We start from the raw sequence: 639 nt of genomic DNA on the forward strand, positions 1-639 counted from the left end.
ACTTGTAAGGTGGAATTTATCTATCGTGTAATGTACTTTATTTTTAGGAAAATATTCTTGAATAAATTTTACAATATTTTTAATTCAAGGTGCGCCATCGCCTAATACCATAAATTCAATATTGTCATTAATATCATAATAACTGGTAATTAATGTAAATAATTTATTAACAAAATTAGTTAATTTACTATTTTTTTTAATATATTCTGGAATATTATCAAGTTCTATAACACCTAATTTATTTGAAATTACAGGTCTTTTTTTCGTTGATTTTGCCTTATCAAAACCAGTATGAACAGTTGAAAATATACTATGTTTTTTTATTTTTTCTTTTCCTTTTTTCTTTTCATTTCACATTTTTAAATAAGTTCCATCAATTTGAATATATAAAGTATGAGGTATATTTATTTTTTTATCAGTTTTATTAAGATAATATTCTTTATCAGTTTTTGCATTTTTCATAATATTTGAAATTGTTTTTATACAAATTTTTACATGTTCCATAGTATCTAAAATATTTTGATATGTTTTTTTCTTGCCAATAAATGATAATATTTTTTCTTTAACAGAATTATCTATTCTTTGTCATTTTTCAATTCCTAAAAGTTTATCCAAAGGAAAAATATATTCTTCTTTACC

Annotated in this window: 1 protein-coding gene; it reads right to left on the reverse strand. The window is 20.7% G+C overall.

Annotated elements, in window-relative coordinates:
- Positions 1-615 (reverse strand): UPF0236 family transposase-like protein (locus tag D9R21_RS06795; protein WP_196234383.1); only part of this gene is annotated, 615 nt, incomplete at its 3' end.
- Positions 616-639: the final 24 nt, after the last annotated feature.

This window comes from Spiroplasma endosymbiont of Megaselia nigra, assembly GCF_003987485.1.
Classification (GTDB): Bacteria; Bacillota_I; Bacilli_A; order Mycoplasmatales; family Mycoplasmataceae; genus Spiroplasma.